Origin of the sequence: Streptomyces cyaneofuscatus, assembly GCF_033109485.1 — a bacterium.
In the GTDB taxonomy this organism is placed as follows: Bacteria; Actinomycetota; Actinomycetes; order Streptomycetales; family Streptomycetaceae; genus Streptomyces; species Streptomyces cyaneofuscatus.
Window position 1 is genome coordinate 5,938,772 of the sequence record NZ_CP137002.1, and the last position, 15,092, is coordinate 5,953,863.

The 15,092-nt window shown below is 69.2% G+C and carries 13 protein-coding genes and 3 tRNA genes; 10 read left to right on the forward strand and 6 right to left on the reverse strand.

Annotated features, from left to right (window positions below):
• Nucleotides 1–130 precede the first annotated feature (130 nt).
• Nucleotides 131–1,255, forward strand: a complete 1,125-nt coding sequence (locus R2B67_RS26055; RefSeq protein ID WP_109977574.1) for an RNA polymerase sigma factor — start codon at nt 131–133, stop codon at nt 1,253–1,255.
• A 27-nt stretch (nt 1,256–1,282) separates the two neighbouring features.
• On the opposite strand, the gene R2B67_RS26060 is transcribed toward R2B67_RS26055, so the two are convergent.
• The 4 genes from R2B67_RS26060 to R2B67_RS26075 all read right to left on the reverse strand — a co-directional run bounded on the left by R2B67_RS26060 (nt 1,283) and on the right by R2B67_RS26075 (nt 6,890).
• Nucleotides 1,283–3,211 carry an ABC transporter ATP-binding protein gene (locus R2B67_RS26060; RefSeq protein WP_317821441.1) on the reverse strand — a complete coding sequence of 643 codons (1,929 nt, stop codon included), beginning with the start codon at nt 3,209–3,211 and terminating at the stop codon, nt 1,283–1,285.
• Nucleotides 3,211–4,944, reverse strand: coding sequence for an ABC transporter ATP-binding protein (locus R2B67_RS26065; protein WP_317821443.1), 1,734 nt, complete (start codon nt 4,942–4,944; stop codon nt 3,211–3,213). The genes R2B67_RS26060 and R2B67_RS26065 overlap by 1 nt, the downstream gene beginning before the upstream one ends.
• A gap of 131 nt (nt 4,945–5,075) precedes the next feature.
• Nucleotides 5,076–6,521: an FGGY family carbohydrate kinase gene (locus R2B67_RS26070; RefSeq protein WP_018511649.1), complete on the reverse strand. Its 1,446-nt coding sequence runs from the start codon at nt 6,519–6,521 to the stop codon at nt 5,076–5,078.
• A 60-nt stretch (nt 6,522–6,581) separates the two neighbouring features.
• Nucleotides 6,582–6,890: a hypothetical protein gene (locus tag R2B67_RS26075; RefSeq protein WP_030564731.1), complete on the reverse strand. Its 309-nt coding sequence runs from the start codon at nt 6,888–6,890 to the stop codon at nt 6,582–6,584.
• A gap of 182 nt (nt 6,891–7,072) precedes the next feature.
• Between R2B67_RS26075 and R2B67_RS26080 the strand changes: the two genes are divergently transcribed.
• The 3 genes from R2B67_RS26080 to R2B67_RS26090 all read left to right on the forward strand — a co-directional run bounded on the left by R2B67_RS26080 (nt 7,073) and on the right by R2B67_RS26090 (nt 7,524).
• Nucleotides 7,073–7,145 (forward strand) — tRNA-Asn (locus R2B67_RS26080).
• 5 nt (nt 7,146–7,150) lie between these two features.
• Nucleotides 7,151–7,223, forward strand: a tRNA-Asn gene (locus tag R2B67_RS26085).
• 224 nt (nt 7,224–7,447) lie between these two features.
• Nucleotides 7,448–7,524: transfer RNA gene (locus R2B67_RS26090), tRNA-Ile, on the forward strand.
• An 80-nt stretch (nt 7,525–7,604) separates the two neighbouring features.
• On the opposite strand, the gene R2B67_RS26095 is transcribed toward R2B67_RS26090, so the two are convergent.
• Both R2B67_RS26095 and R2B67_RS26100 read right to left on the reverse strand, forming a co-directional pair.
• The gene (locus R2B67_RS26095) at nt 7,605–9,167 is read right to left on the reverse strand and encodes a site-specific integrase (protein WP_317821447.1); all 1,563 of its coding nucleotides are present in this window, start codon (nt 9,165–9,167) and stop codon (nt 7,605–7,607) included.
• 3 nt (nt 9,168–9,170) lie between these two features.
• On the reverse strand, nt 9,171–10,001 hold the full coding sequence (locus R2B67_RS26100; RefSeq protein WP_317821449.1) for a helix-turn-helix domain-containing protein: 831 nt from the start codon (nt 9,999–10,001) through the stop codon (nt 9,171–9,173).
• Between the two features lie 199 nt (nt 10,002–10,200).
• Between R2B67_RS26100 and R2B67_RS26105 the strand changes: the two genes are divergently transcribed.
• Genes R2B67_RS26105 through R2B67_RS26130 form a run of 6 tightly spaced genes read left to right on the forward strand, consistent with a single transcriptional unit; the run spans nt 10,201 to nt 14,766 of the window.
• Nucleotides 10,201–10,407 (forward strand): helix-turn-helix domain-containing protein, encoded by a 207-nt coding sequence (locus R2B67_RS26105; protein ID WP_317821450.1) that lies wholly within the window; start codon nt 10,201–10,203, stop codon nt 10,405–10,407.
• Nucleotides 10,404–10,691, forward strand: a complete 288-nt coding sequence (locus R2B67_RS26110; RefSeq protein WP_317821452.1) for a DNA-binding protein — start codon at nt 10,404–10,406, stop codon at nt 10,689–10,691. The genes R2B67_RS26105 and R2B67_RS26110 overlap by 4 nt, the downstream gene beginning before the upstream one ends.
• Before the next feature lie 13 nt (nt 10,692–10,704).
• Nucleotides 10,705–11,088, forward strand: coding sequence for a hypothetical protein (locus R2B67_RS26115; RefSeq protein WP_317821454.1), 384 nt, complete (start codon nt 10,705–10,707; stop codon nt 11,086–11,088).
• Nucleotides 11,085–11,975, forward strand: a complete 891-nt coding sequence (locus tag R2B67_RS26120; protein WP_317821455.1) for a DUF6907 domain-containing protein — start codon at nt 11,085–11,087, stop codon at nt 11,973–11,975. The genes R2B67_RS26115 and R2B67_RS26120 overlap by 4 nt, the downstream gene beginning before the upstream one ends.
• Nucleotides 11,972–12,199: a hypothetical protein gene (locus tag R2B67_RS26125; RefSeq protein ID WP_317821456.1), complete on the forward strand. Its 228-nt coding sequence runs from the start codon at nt 11,972–11,974 to the stop codon at nt 12,197–12,199. Before R2B67_RS26120 ends, R2B67_RS26125 begins: the two co-directional genes overlap by 4 nt.
• The gene (locus tag R2B67_RS26130; protein WP_317821458.1) at nt 12,196–14,766 is read left to right on the forward strand and encodes a DUF927 domain-containing protein; all 2,571 of its coding nucleotides are present in this window, start codon (nt 12,196–12,198) and stop codon (nt 14,764–14,766) included. Before R2B67_RS26125 ends, R2B67_RS26130 begins: the two co-directional genes overlap by 4 nt.
• The last annotated feature ends 326 nt before the right edge of the window (nt 14,767–15,092 follow it).

The following is a 15,092-nucleotide window of genomic DNA, read 5'->3' on the forward strand; positions in this document are numbered from 1 at the left end:
GGGAGCAGTAACCGGCCGGTGACCGACCGGAATCAAAAAGTCCCCGCACGCCCCTCGTGGCAACCCTGTGCCGTGCCCCACACTGGGGCTGCCAGAGTCATCCGGCAGCGATCACCTGGAGGTCGCCCCCGTGCAGACCCGGACCGTGTCGACCACGACCGAGCACATGTCGGCGATTCCCGTGCAGAACCGGGCCGTCCACCACCCGGAGAATCAGCCGGAAACCACGGCCGGCCCGCCCGCCAGGGCGCCCGAGGTGGTCCTGAGCGCACCCGAGGCCGTCATGGAGGAAGCGGAGCACGCCCCCGAACCCCGCGAGGCGCGGAGCCGGACGGACAGCGGCGGCCCCACCTCCGACCTCTTCCGGCAGTACCTGCGCGAGATCGGCCGCATCCCGCTGCTCACCGCCGCCGACGAGGTCGAGCTGGCCCGCCGCGTGGAGGCCGGGCTCTTCGCCGAGGAGCGCCTCGCCAACACCCCGGACCTGGACTCCCGGCTCGCCGGCGACCTGGACCGGCTCGTCGTCATGGGCCGCACCGCCAAGCGCCGGCTCATCGAGGCCAACCTCCGCCTGGTCGTCTCCGTCGCCAAGCGGTACGTGGGCCGCGGCCTGACCATGCTCGACCTGGTCCAGGAGGGGAACCTCGGGCTGATCCGGGCGGTGGAGAAGTTCGACTACGCCCGGGGCTACAAGTTCTCGACGTACGCGACCTGGTGGATCCGCCAGGCCATGTCCCGCGCCCTGGCCGACCAGGCCCGCACCATCCGCGTCCCCGTCCACGTCGTGGAGCTGATCAACCGCGTGGTCCGGGTCCAGCGCCGGATGCTCCAGGAGCGCGGATACGAGCCCACCGCCGAAGAGGTCGCCGGCCAGCTCGACCTGACGCCCGAGCGGGTCACCGAAGTCCTGCGCCTGGCCCAGGAACCGGTCTCCCTGCACGCGCCCGTCGGCGAGGAGGACGACGTCTCCTTCGGGGACCTCATCGAGGACGGCGACGCCGCCTCACCCGTGGAGACCGCCGCCTTCCTCCTCCTGCGCGAACACCTGGAGGCGGTCCTCTCCACCCTCGGCGAGCGCGAACGCAAGGTCGTCCAGCTCCGTTACGGCCTGGACGACGGGCGGCCCCGCACCCTGGAGGAGATCGGCCGGATCTTCGGCGTGACGCGCGAACGCATACGCCAGATCGAGTCCAAGACCCTCAGCAGGCTGCGGGACCACGCCTTCGCCGACCAGCTCCGCGGCTACCTCGACTGATCCACGCGACGGTTCAAGGCCGGCGGCTCAGTCCACCTCCGCCAGCGCCTCCGCGAACTGCGCCGCGTACAACCGCGCATACGCACCGCCGGCCGCCAACAGCTCCTCGTGCGTGCCCTGTTCCACGATCGACCCGCTCTCCATCACCAGGATCACGTCCGCGTCCCGGATGGTCGAGAGCCGGTGCGCGATCACGAACGACGTACGCCCATGGGCCAGGCGCGCCATAGCCTTCTGGATCAGCACCTCGGTCCGGGTGTCCACCGAGCTGGTCGCCTCGTCCAGGACCAGGATCACCGGGTCGGAGAGGAACGCCCGGGCGATGGTGATCAGCTGCTTCTCGCCCGCGCTGACCCCGGAACCCTCGTCGTCGATCACCGAGTCGTACCCGTCGGGCAGCGTCCGGATGAAGCGATCGGCGTGCGCCGCCCGGGCCGCCTCCTCGATCTCTTCCCGGCTGACCTCGCGCGCAGCGCCGTACGCGATGTTCTCGGCTATCGACCCACCGAACAGCCAGGTGTCCTGGAGCACCATGCCGATCCGCGACCGCAGATCGTCCCGGCTCATCTTCGCCACATCGACCCCGTCGAGCGCGATCCGCCCGCCGGTCACCTCGTAGAACCGCATCAGCAGATTGACCAGCGTGGTCTTGCCCGCGCCCGTCGGACCGACGATCGCGACCGTCTGCCCCGGCTCCACGCTCAGCGACAGATCCTCGATGAGCGGCTTGTCCGGGTCGTAACGGAAGGACACCTTCTCCAGCGAGACCCGCCCGGTCAGCTCCTTCGGAAGCTCACCGCGGACCGGGTCCGGACCCTGCTCCTCCGCGTCCAGCAGCTCGAAGACCCGCTCGGCCGACGCGATGCCGGACTGCACCAGGTTGGCCATCGAGGCGACCTGCGTCAGCGGCATCGAGAACTGTCGCGAATACTGGATGAACGCCTGCACGTCACCGATCGACAGCGTGCCCGACGCGACCCGCAGCCCACCGACGACGGCCACCAGCACATAGTTGATGTTCGAGATGAAGAACATCAGCGGCTGCATCAGCCCGCTGGCGAACTGCGCCTTGAACCCGGCCTCGTACAGTGCGTCGTTCTGCTCGGCGAAGTCCCGCGCGGACTCCTCCTGCCGCCCGAAGACCTTGACCAGGGTGTGCCCGGTGTACATCTCCTCGATGTGGGCGTTGAGCTTCCCCGTCACCCGCCACTGCTGCACGAACTGCGGCTGCGACCGCTTGCCGACCTGCGTCGCCACGACCACCGACAGCGGGATCGTCACCAGCGCCACCAGGGCCAGCAGCGGCGAGATCCAGACCATCATGATCAGGACGCCGACGATGGTCAGCAGCGAGTTGATGAGCTGGCCCATCGTCTGCTGGAGCGTCTGCGAGATGTTGTCGATGTCGTTGGTCGCCCGGCTCAGCACCTCACCGCGCTTGGCCCGGTCGAAGTACGACAGCGGCAGCCGCGCCAGCTTCGTCTGGAGGTCCTCCCGCAGCTGGAAGACGATCCGGTTGATCACCCGGATCGACAGCCGCGTCGCGACCAGCATCAGCGCCCCGGCCGCGACGTAGATCACCAGCACTGCCAGCAGCACACCGCCCACCGCACCGAAGTCGATGCCCTGCCCCGGCGTGAAGTCCACCCCCGTGAGCATGTCGGCCATCGAACCGCTGCCCTCCGCGCGCAGCCCCTCGATCGCCTCCGTCTTCGTCGTGCCCGCCTGCATCTGCCGGCCGACCACCCCGGCGAAGATCAGGTCGGTCGCCTGCCCGAGGATCTTCGGCCCGGCCACCGACAGCGCCACGCTGCCCGTCACCGCGCCGAGCATCAGCCAGAGCGAGGCCTTCTCCAGGCCGAACCGTCTCAGCAGCCGCTTGCTCGACCCCTTGAAGTCCATCGATCGCTCGGTGGGCGCGCCCCCGGCCATCATCCGTCCGCCCGGACCGGCCATTACGCGGCCTCCGCTTCCGTCAGCTGGGAGAGCACGATCTCCCGGTACGTTTCATTGCCGTCCATCAGCTCGTGATGGCTGCCGCTGCCCACGACCCGCCCCTCGTCCAGCACCAGGATCCGGTCGGCGTCGCGGATGGTGGAGACGCGCTGCGCCACGATCACCACGGTCGCCCCGGCCGTCTCGCGCGCCAGCGCCGCCCGCAGCGCGGCGTCGGTCGCGTAGTCCAGCGCCGAGAACGAGTCGTCGAAGAGATAGATCTCCGGCCGCTGCACCAGCGTCCGGGCGATGGCGAGCCGCTGCCGCTGACCGCCCGACACATTGGTGCCGCCCTGCGCGATCGGCGCGTCGAGCCCGTGCTCAAGCCCCTCCACGAACCCCTTGGCCTGCGCCACCTCCAGCGCGTGCCACAGCTCCTCGTCGCTCGCGTCCGGGTTCCCGTACCGCAGGTTCGTCGCGACCGTCCCCGAGAAGAGGTACGGCTTCTGCGGCACCAGGCTCACCGTCTTCGCCAGCAGCACCGGATCGAGCGTCCGCACGTCCTCGCCGTCGACCAGCACCTCGCCGTCCGTCACATCGAACAGCCGGGGTACGAGACCGAGCAGCGTGGACTTCCCGCTGCCGGTCGACCCGATGATCGCCGTGGTCTCACCGGGCCGGGCCACCAGATCCACGGCCCGCAGCACCGGCTCCTCGGCACCCGGGTACCGGAACTCCGCGCCCCGCACCTCCAGATGCCCGTGCCGGCGCAGCTCGGTGACGGGGGAGACGGGCGGCACGACGCTCGACTCCGTACCGAGCACCTCCTCGATGCGCTCGGCGCACACCTCGGCGCGCGGCACCATCATGAACATGAAGGTGGCCATCATCACGGCCATCACGATCTGCATCAGATAGGCGAGGAACGCGGTCAGCGCACCGATCTGCATCCCGCCGCTGTCGATGCGGTGCGCGCCGAACCACACCACCGCGACGGACGACAGGTTGACCACCGTCATCACGGTCGGGAACATCAGCGCCATCAGCCGCCCGGTCGCCACCGACACATCGGTCAGCTCGGTGTTGGCCCCCCGGAACCGCTTCTCCTCGTACCCGTCACGCACGAACGCCCGGATCACCCGGTTACCGGTGATCTGCTCGCGCAGCACCCGGTTCACGGTGTCCAGCCGCTCCTGCATCGTCCGGAACAGCGGCCGCATCTTCGCCACGATGATGCTCACCGAGATCCCGAGCACCGGAACCACCGCCAGCAGCACGGCCGAGAGCGGGACGTCCTGGCCGAGCGCCATGATGATGCCGCCGATACACATGATCGGCGCGGACACCATCAGCGTGAACGCCAGCAGCACCAGCATCTGGACCTGCTGGACGTCATTGGTGGTCCGGGTGATCAGCGAGGGCGCCCCGAACCGCCCGAGCTCCCGGGCCGAGAACGACTGCACCCGGTCGAAGACGGCCCCCCGCACGTCCCGCCCCAACGCCGACGCGGTCCGGGCCCCGTAGAAGACGGCCCCCACGTTGCAGAGCACCTGGAGAACGCTGACGGCGATCATGAGACCGCCGAACTCCAGGATGTAGCCGGTATCGCCCCGGACGACACCGTTGTCAATGATGTCCGCGTTCAGGCTGGGCAGATACAGGGTGGCGCAGGTCTGGAGCAGCTGGAGGAGGACCACCAGCGCGATGGGTTTCTTGTACGGGCCCAGGTGGGCCCGCAGGAGTTTTATGAGCACGCGTGTCTCTCGGAGTCGGCGAAGGGCAGAGGCCGACCAAGTTTCGCGTACGCCGTACTCCAGCGGCGAACCCTTTTCCCCAAACTCCGGTCAAGGCTGGAGCGGGTCCCGTCCTCCTACCGGCCGTCCTTCTACTGCGCCCCGCCGAAAGCCCCGGGATGGATCTGATCCCGAGTCGCCCCGTACTGCTGGCGCACCGCCCGCCCGACCGCGAGCTCCTCGCCCGGCTCCAGCACCTGGGCGGAGGCGCCCTGCCAGGCCGGGGGGGTGCGCGGGTCGAGGGTGCCCTGCGAGACCCCGAGCGCCCACGCCGCCTGCCGGGCCGCACCGAGCGCCGCGTACTGGGCGGGCTGCGGTACGACGACCTGCGTGCCGAACACCGCCGGAGCCAGTGCCTGTACGGCGGGCAGCTCGGCGGCCGCACCCAGCAGGAACACGCGCCGCACCTCCACCCCCCGCCCGCGCAGAACGTCCAGGGCGTCGGCCAGCGAGCAGAGCATCCCCTCGAACGCGGCCCGCGCCAGGTGCTCCGGCTTCATCGACTCACGCCGCAGTCCGCTGAGAGTGCCGGCGGTGTGCGGGAGCTGCGGGGTGCGCTCGCCTTCCAGGTACGGCAGCAGTACGAGACCGGAGGCGCCCGGCGTGGACTTCAGGGCCAGCGCCGACAGCTCCTCCAGCCCGTCCAGGCCGAGCATCTCGGTGGTCCCGCGCAACGCGCGTACGGCATTGGAGACATGGACCACCGGCAGGTGCATCCCGGTGGCGTCGGCGAAGGAGGTGATCATCCCGTGCGGGTCGGCGAGCGCCTCGTGGTGCACCGCCATCACGGACCCGGAGGCCCCCAGCGACACCACCGCGTCGCCGACGGCGACCCCGAGCCCGAACGCCGCGGCCATGGTCTCGCCGGTCCCGGCGGAGATCAGGAGCCCCTCCGGCGTGGTCCCGGCGGAGTCGGCGGGCCCGAGCACCTCGGGCAGGGCGGCAGGGTGGCCCAGGGCGAGCTCCACCAGATCGGGCCGGTAGGCGGCGGACCCGGCCGACCAGTAACCGGTCCCCGATGCGGCGCCCCGGTCCGTGGTCCGCCGGGCGGGCCGCCCCAGCAACTGCCACACGAGCCAGTCGTGCGGCTGCATCACGGCGGCGACCCGCTGCGCGTTCTCCGGCTCGGTCCGCGCCAGCCACCGCAGCTTCGCCACGGGCTGCGCGGCCTGCGGTACGGCCCCGACTGCCTCGGCCCAGGCCTGCCGGCCCCCCAGCGCGTCGACGAGATCGGCCGCGGCGACCTGCGCCCGCCGGTCGTTGCCGAGCAGCGCGGGCCGCACGAGGTTGCCCTGTCGGTCCAGCGGGACCAGCCCGTGCTGCTGGGCGGAGACACCGATGGCCTGCACACCTTCGAGCAGCCCGCCGGAGGCCGCCTCACCGAGGGAGAGCAGCCAGGCCTGCGGATCGACCTCGGAGGCCTTGGCCTCGACCGGGTGGGCGGCATACCCCTCCCGGAGCACGGCGCCCGAGTCCGTGTCGCAGACGACGATGTGAGTGAAGGCGGAAGAACTGTCCAGCCCCGCGACTATGCCCATACGGAGATTCTGCCGCACCGCGGGACTTTCCCGTAACAGCCGCCTTGTGCGACGGGCTTCCTAGGTGTTGGTCGTCCCCCAGTCGTCCTCGGCGCCGCCGTTCTGGCTGCTGCGCTCCTTCAGCGACCGGACGCGCTCGGCGACGGAGGCGGGCACCTTGTCCCCGACCTTGTCGCTGACCGAGTGGTACGCCTTGCCGGCGATGTCCCGGCCGCTGTGCGCGGCACTCTCGGCGGCATTGCGCACGGCGGGGTTCTCCGTGAACTGCCGGGCCGACTTCTTCAGCTGCTCGTAACGCTCGCGCCCGGCTCGCGTGCCGAGCACGTAACCGAGGGCCACTCCGGCGATGAACGTGAGCCGGTACCGCATGGCTGCCACCCTTCCTACGCTTGGTGCGACGTGTGCAGCCCGCCTACCCGCGAGCACCCGAGATCACCCCGGGCGATACCGATTGGCGGAGCACCCCCCTGCTTGCGCTAATGTATGTGTCGCAGCGAACGCGCGCCGCCCGGCAGCCGCCAGGCAGGTACGATTTCGAAGCAACGCAGCAATCCCCTGTAGCTCAATTGGCAGAGCAGCCGGCTGTTAACCGGCAGGTTACTGGTTCGAGTCCAGTCGGGGGAGCGCGATCCCCTGTAGCTCAATTGGCAGAGCATTCGGCTGTTAACCGGAGGGTTACTGGTTCGAGTCCAGTCGGGGGAGCGGAACGGAAGAGGACCCTTCGGGGTCCTTTTTCGCGTGCCCGTCCGGGACCGCCTGTGGAGCCCCCGCGTGACTCTTTCGGGTCTCTTCGATCTCCCCTGCAACCGGGCAGCACGCAGCGCCGTCCTCAAGATCAGGCGAAGTCGACCATCCGAAGCGAGAGATCGTATGACCGGCTATGCTGCGGCAGACGGTGCGCACACTTGTACGCGCCACGCCGAGACGGGGCGGTAGCTCAGCCGGTTAGAGCAGCGGACTCATAATCCGTCGGCCGTGGGTTCGAGTCCCACCCGCCCCACCACTGTGGTGACTGGCAGGAACGTTCCTACCAGCATCGGAGCGCCCCAACTGGTTTAGACCAGGGTGGGGCGCTTCGGCGTTTCAGGGCTCCTGCGTGAGCGGTGCGTGAGCGGCCGTGCCAGGAACCCCCGAACGGCGGGCGCGAGGAACGACCGACTCAGCCTTCCTCGCCACCTCCTGGTCGACCTGGGGCAGAAGGCTCGTATACGTGTCGCCGGCCAGCTGGATCGTCCCGTGCCGCAATGTCTCCTTGATGGCGTGCAAGTCGCCGCCGCCCGCGTGGATCAGCGTGGCCGCCACATGCCGCAGGTCCCGCAGGTTGATCGGCGGCAGGTCCGCTTCCCGGGTCAGCCGACGGAAGACGTCCGACACCTTCTCCGGGTGCAGCCACGTCCCGTCCTCCTGGACGAACGCCTTTCCGGTGTCCGTCCACGGCAGCCGCTTCTCCTCGTACACCGCCCGCTCCAGGGCCTGCCGCTGCCGGTGCTCGCGCAACGTCTCCACCATCGCCGGGCCGAGGGCGATGACGGCCTGGCTGTCCTCCGTCTTTGGGTCGCTCTCCACCGGAGTCCACCCGTCCTGAATGATCGTCTTCGAGACGCGCAGCGTGCCGTTGACGAGGTCGATGTCCGCCCACGCCTGGCCGACCGCCTCACCGCGGCGCAACCCCCGGAACGCGATCAGGGAGAACAAGGCGTACAGCCGGTCCTGCTCGGCGTGGTCGAGGAACTCGCCGACCTGGACGGGCGTCCACACCATCACCCCTGACGGCTTCTCACCCGTGGCACGCCACCGCTCGACGTGCTCGGCCGTCCACAGCAGAGCCTTCGGCCGCTTGCCCGACGCCAGCTCGACGTGCGAGGCCGGATTGAACGTCAGCATCTGGTTCGAGATCGCCGAGTTCAGCGCGGACCGTAGCGTCGCCCGGATGCGCTGCTGGGTCGCCGGCCCCGTCACCCGCCGGTATGGGGGCAGCGCGGCGAGCTTCTCGCGCTCGGAGGCCAGGCGCGCGGTCTCCGACTCCGGCGGCCGGGACCTCTTCCCCCATGTCGCCCGGCGCTCCTGCTCGCGCCGCTCCTCGTTCTCCGCCTCGATGACCTCGTTGTGGTCGTTGATCGCGTCGAACATCTCGACCAGGTGCCCGACGTTCAGCCGGTCCAGCTGGAGGTGCCCGATGCGGGGCCGAAGGTGCACGCGGATGTGGGAGGCGTACCCGGTGAGCGTCGTCTTCTTCCGGCGCTTCGCCTCCAGCCACTCGTCCAGCCAGTCGCCCACGGTGAGGCGGCTGGTGAGGGACTGCCCGGCACGGAAGCGGCGCCGGGTCTGCTCCAGGTCGGGCAGCGGCGCCTTCTTGTCCTTGCTGACGTTCTCCAGCAGATCTCCGATGCGGACCTGGCCGTCGGCGTCGTCACCGTCGGGGAGGTCGAGGAGCGCCCGGACCCGGTCGAGGTCCTCCTGCGCTTTCTTCGCGGTGTCGTACCCGGAGCGGGAGAACGACCGGCGGGTGCCGTCGCCGCGGGCGGGGAGTTCCTGGCGTACCGCGTAGACCCCGTGCCGGCGCGAGGAGAGCTGCGGGCACGTCTTGCCGAGGGCCTTGCCGTCATCGTCACGGCAGTAGCAACGGCGGTACGTCGAACCCTTCATGAGCTACTCCTCTTGGCCTGTGCGCTCGCCTTCCATCTTCCTCTCCAGTTCCCCCTCGCCGATCTTTTGCGAGAGTTCAACCACTTCGAGGGCAAGTTTCCTCAGTTCCGCGAGCACTTCGGCTGAAGTCGCGCCATCGAGCACCACGTCATCGTCGAATTGTGTGGCCTCTGCCCGGTTGGCGCGTCGCCTTCGGTCAGCTGCAATTTCCCGCTCCATCCTCGTCTTTCGAACCAGAGGGTCCATCGTCTCCGCGCGCACCCAGTCCGCCAGCGAGCCAGGTTCGAAGGAAGGCTCGAAGCCGTGCCCGTTGGCCGCTAGGTCAAGGATCAGTGCCTCAACAACCCGCTCATACTCTTCCACGAGTTTCGTTGAGGCTCCGTGATTCTGCGCCCGGCGTCCGAAGCGCAGGATGTCGCTGAGGCTCGCCCTGACCTGCCGGGGCAGTTGCGCAAGGATCACAGAGCGCGTGTAGGGCGAAGGTCGCTGCCTCAGCAGATTGACCGGGTCCGAGAGTTCCTCTCTGTTGAACAGATCTCCGTCATCAGCGAGCTCAAAGAGGGGCACGCTTTCCGTGTGCGCCAACGAGGGCTCACCGCCGTCGAGAACGTGTTCCATGCTGCCCTTGGCCCAGCCGAGGCCGGCCTCGATTAGTGAAAGCGACTGTGGCCACCGGGCGCGCGGCTCGCGCCCCTCCTCCGCCACCTGAATGCTCTTCTCGGAGACTCCCGAGATTTGAGACAAGGTTTTACGGCTGAAGCCCTGGGCTTCGCGCGACTCACGAATCTTCGAGCCCAGGCGCGTCCACGCTTCGGGGCCCCGCTTGGTTGCCACATCCACTCCTGTCAACAACTGGCATCAAGTACAGGTTACGACTGTGGCAGGCGCGGAGCCGCGTGTCCACTACGTCTTGGTGACGTAGCCGCACGTTCTGGCTACGTTGCCGCTCGTTCTGCCAACCTGATGGCTACGAAACCTGGAACATTGGCGTCAATGCTTGGCATCGAAGCCAGATGTGTCGTACTGTCCTGGCATGAAGACCAACGGACTTCTGATCCGCCGTAGGCGGGTCGAGCTGGGGCATGGGATGAACCGCTTCGCGGCCATCGCAGGCATCAGCGGACCCGCTCTCAGCCGCATCGAGAACGGCAAGCGTCAGCCGCGACCGGAGACCCTGAAGAAGATCACGGACGCTCTGGGCTGCCGCCCGTGCGACGTGATGCCGCAGGAGTCGGAATGACGGCGGCCCTCTCGGTCGCCGAGATCCTCGACCTGCCCGCGCTCGTGCCCCTGTGGCCGACCGTCGGGAAAGCGCTCGGCCTCGCCGAGTCCACCACCTACCAGCTGGCTGCCGAGAACCGGCTCCCCAGCGACCTGGAGGTCATCCGCCTCGGCCGACGCCGAGTAGTGCGGACCATCGACCTCCACCGATTCCTCGGGCTCATCCCCGGAAACAGCGAAACCGCCGGAGCGGTAACTCCAGCGGTTTCGAGCGAACGCCCCACCCAGCCGCGTGAACAGTAGAGAGGAAACGTCCATGGACATCTTGTCACAGGCCACCGACAGCCGACAGGCGACGCCCGGACAGGCGGAACCGGCCATCAGCCGGGCCACCGTCACCGTCGCGCAGATCATGAAACTGCCCCTCGATCAGGTCCTCACCGGCCTGGACATCCAGGTCATTGAATCGTCGATCACCGACGCCAACTTCTACGGCGGCGTCCACATCGGCAACGGCGGAAAGATCACCATCCTCACGTCGCCCGGCCGCGACCCGCGCATCACCGACACCCTCGTCCGGTACCTCACCGCCAAAACCTTCAACCTCGACGTCGCCGACCTCCCCGCCCCCTTCGGCGTCGAGTACACCGACATCACCGAGCAGGCCCGCAACGCCTGGATCAAGGCGGTCAGCGCATGACCGAGACCCAGACCTGCACGGTCTACCCCTGGTGCGCCGAGACCGGCAACCACACCATGCACGCCTCCGCCTACACCGAGGCGCCCACCCCCGACGGGTACGGCGACCGGGTTCTCCCCGCGAACGTCATGGCCGAGGGCTCCGGCCCGTACATCGGGTTCCTCGACCTCGACCTCACCCCCGCGCAGACCCGCACCCGGGTCGCCGAACTCCGCCGCCACCTCGACACCGTCGCCGCGCTCGCCGACATTGTCGACGGCCAGGCCCCGCTGGAGCCCGGCGCCGAGGCGTACAGCGTCACCGCGCCCGGGGCCACCGGGGCGCTCATCTTCTCCGAGGTGTGCAGCGTCCTGAACCCGGCCGCGGGTCAGCACTCGCACAGCCTCGCGGTCTACGCCGAGCCGTGGATGGACGTCGAGCTCGACGTCCCCGGGGCCGACCGGCTGATCACCGACATGGAGCAGTACCTGCCCCGGCTCCGCGCCCAGCGCAACCACCTCGCGGTCATCCTCGGCGCGGGCGAAGCGAGTTCCGTCACGATCGCTGACGGAACCCCCGGCCACTACCCATGGTGCAATACCGCAGCCTGCCTCACCCACGAGTACGAGGAGCGCGACGGCGGCGGCACGTACACCGAGCACATCGGGCACGAGACCGCCGTGACCGTGTCCGACGACGGGCACCCCGAGGACACCGTCACCATCGCCGTCGGGCTCGGCGCCGACGAGTCGTTCACCAGCGGCACCCAGGTGTACGTCAACGTCGGCGACCTCAACGGGCTCGCCTTCGACCCGGCCGGTGTCGACCAGCTCATCACCCAGCTCGACACCCTTACCAGCGCGCTGCGGACGATGCGCGGCCAGATGGACAGCGAGGCCCGCCCGTGACCCAGCGCTCCACCGTGGCGGCCCAGGACACCCTGGGCCGCCCGGCCCCGGGCATCAACGGCCTCCTCGTCATCGACGCCGAGAACATCCGCGCCCGCTACGACTGCTACCTCTGCCGCACCACCGAAGGCCCCGTCTACGGCACCACCGCCGTCACCGCCTTCACCGCAGAGATCCGCACCACCCACCCCACCCGCTGCGGCACCCGGGAGAACCGTTCGTGAACAGCACCACCGGCGCCGCCATCGACCGAGTCCTCAACGCGCTCTCCAGCAGCGGGCTCAACTACAAGGCGGCCGGCGGCGGCTACGAGGCGCAGTGCGGCAACCCCATGCACACCGACTCGACGCCCTCCATGTCCGTCCGGCAGGGCAATCTCGGCGCCGTCATCCACTGCCACGTCTGCGGCGAAGAGGGCAAGGACGACATCATCGCCGGGCTCGGCCTCACCAAGGCCGACCTCTTCGACCAGCCGCTGGAACGCCCCGAACGCCCCCAGGTCGTCGCCACCTACATCTACGAACAGGCCGACAGCACCGAGCACTACCGCCGCGACCGCCGCGAACCCGGCAAGGACGGCAAGAGCAAAGACTTCATGCAGTACCGCATGGTCAACGGGCGCAAGGAGTACGGGCTCAAGGACATCGTCCGCGTCCCCTGGCGGCTGCCGAAGCTCATCGAGGCGGTCAAGAACGGCACCGAAATCTTCTGGAACGAGGGCGAGAAATGCGTCCAGGCCCTGGAGAAGATCGGGAAGGTCGCCACCACCGCAGGCGGCGCCCAGGACTGGCGGCCCGGCATGGCCACCTGGTTCGACGGGGCCGCCAAGGTCACCATCATCGCCGACAACGACGAGCCCGGCATCAAGCACGCCCGCAAGGTGGCCGCCGCCCTCAAGGGACGCGTCCGGGAGATCCGCGTCGTCCGTGGCGCGGTCGACCGCCCCAAGGCCGACATCTACGACCACTTGGCCGCCGGTTACACCCTCGACGACCTGGTCGACATCCCCGATGAACCGACCCGGCTCCGGTCCGTTCCGAACCCGGCACCCGTCCCGCCGATCGAGGGCACCAGCGCCCGGCAGCCCGACCCGGAGCCAGAGCCAGCCGAGCGGCCGCGCGTCGGCTTCGACCTGAGCACCACCTTCGGACTCGCCGGGTGCACCATCCCGCGCGGGTACCGCATCACCGCCAAGGGAGTCGACCAGGCCACCGGGAAGGACGAGGCCCCCTGGTCCCGGTTCACCTACGCGCCCATCGTCGTCACCAGCGCCTACGAGGACCCCGACGGCGAACAGTCCGTCCAGCTGTCGTGGACCGACCGCGACCGCACGGTCTCCAAGGTCGTCGCCCGGGACATCGCCAAGCGCGGCCGTGAACTGGTCAAGACCCTCGGGTCTGCCGGGCTCCCGGCCATCGAGAGCGATGCCCGGCCCCTGGAGCGGTGGCTCGCCGAGTTCGAGGCCGCCAACACCCACGCCCTGCCACGCGAGATGCTCGCCCGCAACCTCGGGTGGCAGCCGGACGGCACGTTCGTGTCCTCGCCCGACACCGGCATCAAGCTCGAAGTCCGCTACGACGAGCAGCGGTTGCCCGCCCAGGCATTCCACACCTCCGGAACCTTGGACGAGTGGCGTACCGCCGTAGGACTCCTGGAACACCACCGGGTGCCCAGGGTCGTCATCGCCGCGTCCCTGGCCGCCCCGCTCCTAGGCCCGCTCGGCCTCGACTCGTTCACCGTCGACGTCTCGTCCCGCTCCACCAAGGGCAAGACGACGGCGTTGCAGTGCGGGTGCAGCGTCTGGGCCGACCCCAGCGAGAACGCGTCCGCGATCTCCAACTGGCGGGGCACCGTCTTCGCCATCGAGAAGCGGCTCAACCTCGTCCGGGGCCTGCCCACGTTCCTCGACGAGACCATGGCCGTCTCCGACGAGACCATCATCGACTACCTGCTCTACCAGCTACCGATGCAGAAGGGGAAGGACCGCTCCGGAGGGTACGCCGGCGCACTGCCCTGGCAGACGATCCTGCTCTCCTCCGGCGAACGCAGCATCCTCTCCTACACCCGCAACCAGGGCGCCGCAGCCCGAGCGCTGTGCACCACCGAGGCCCCGTTCGGGGAAGACGGTGACACCGCCCGGCATGTCCACGACGCCGTCTTCGCCAACTACGGCCACGCCGGACCCCGGTTCGTCGAGCTCGTCCGCAAAGGCCTGGCCCGCGAAGGCGGCCGGGACCGGCTACGGGCGCGCCACAAGGACCTCGCGGTGCAGTTCCGGGGCGACAGCGCCATGACCGGCCGCAGGGCCCCCATGGTGGCCGTCTTGGCACTCGCCGAGGCCATGGCCTGCGAGACGGGGCTGCTGCCCTACGACCCGCTGCCCGTCGAGACGTGGAACGAGATGTTCACGACGGGCGGGGCGACGGACAACCAGCCCGAGCTGGCCATGGACGTGGTCCGCGAGTACCTCGCCGCGCACTCCGCCGAGCTCTACCCCGGTTCCGGCCCGGACGATCGCCAGCCGGTCCGCGGATGGCTCGGCGCCGTGAAGCACCGGGAGAAGCGCACCCACATCGCGATCCTGCCCGAGCGGCTACGCGGCATCCTGCACGACGCTGACTACCAGCTCGACGCCGTGCTCGGCGGGTGGATCGCCGCGGGGTACCTGGTCGAGGCCATCGACCGCGGCCGGACCACCTACCGCCCCGTCGTGAAGATCGACGGGCGCGCCACCAGGTGTTTTCTCTTCACCCCCACCGCCCTCGGAGAAGACCTGAAGGAGGCGGCATGAGGCCGGTTACACGCCCCGGTTGCGTAGCTTACGCAACCGGCCCTGATGGGCATATGTGCAGCTCAGGGCCTTCATCGCGCCCCTCCGGGGGGAGTTACGCGGATCAGCGGAACATGGGCATGCATGCGCGTGCGCATGTGTGCGCAGGCGCGGGCGTGCGCACGGACAAGATGCGCCTACCTGCGCCTACCTGCTTTCTACGTTACTTACGTAACTCTTCTAGAAGTAGAGAAGAAAGAGCAGATCAGGGCCACAAAGCGCGGTTGCGCACTCGGTTACGCAGGTTGTAACCGGCGTAACCAGCCGCAGCGAGTGAACCCCACCAC